The organism is Streptomyces corchorusii (assembly GCF_001514055.1).
GTDB classification, from domain to species: domain Bacteria; phylum Actinomycetota; class Actinomycetes; order Streptomycetales; family Streptomycetaceae; genus Streptomyces; species Streptomyces olivaceoviridis.
Genome location: NZ_KQ948351.1, coordinates 900,079 through 900,747 on the forward strand (window position 1 = coordinate 900,079; position 669 = coordinate 900,747).

Sequence of the window (669 nt, forward strand, 5' to 3'; positions counted from 1 at the left end):
TTGTAGAGGGTGAGGACGAGGTTGTTGGCGACGATCGAGTCGCCGGTGGCGAAGAAGGCGACGAGCCGGCCGATGAGGTGTTGTTCTTCGGGGGTGAGTTTGGCGAGGTCGGCGACGTCGGAGTGGAGGTCGACCTCTTCGACGGTCCAGGTGTTCTTGATGGCGTCCCGGTAGCGTTCGTAGAAGTCGGGGTAGCGCATCGGGCGGAGAGTCAACTCGAAGCCGGGGTCGAGCAGGTTCTGGGGTCGGGTGGTCATTACTGGCAGGCCTCGCAGGACTCGGGGTTTTCCAGGGAGCAGGCGATCGCGTCGGGGTCGGGTGCCGGCTGTTGGGCGGGGACGGTGGCCTGGGCGGCGCGGGCGATGCGGGTCGCGGGGCGGGAGCGCAGGTAGTAGGTGGTTTTGAGGCCGGACTTCCAGGCGTAGGCGTACATGGAGGAGAGCTTGCCGATGGTGGGGGTTTCCATGAAGAGGTTCAGGGACTGGCCCTGGTCGAGGTAGGGGGTGCGGGCGGCGGCCATGTCGATCAGGCCGCGCTGGGGGATCTCCCAGGCGGTGCGGTACAGGGCGCGGGTCTCTTCGGGGATCCAGGGGAAGTCCTGGATGGAGCCGTTGGAGTCGCGCAGGGCTTCGCGGGTGCGGGCGTCCCAGACGCCGAGGTTCTTCAGGT

1 protein-coding gene and 1 pseudogene are annotated in these 669 nt (G+C 67.1%); both read right to left on the reverse strand.

Going from position 1 to position 669, the window contains the following annotated elements:
- The coding region (locus AQJ11_RS04170) for a ribonucleotide-diphosphate reductase subunit beta (RefSeq protein WP_208616429.1) at nucleotides 1-257 on the reverse strand (257 nt) is incomplete at its 3' end.
- Nucleotides 257-669, reverse strand: a pseudogene (locus AQJ11_RS04175) (ribonucleoside-diphosphate reductase subunit alpha); the annotation flags it as partial. The gene AQJ11_RS04170 and the pseudogene AQJ11_RS04175, both read right to left, overlap by 1 nt.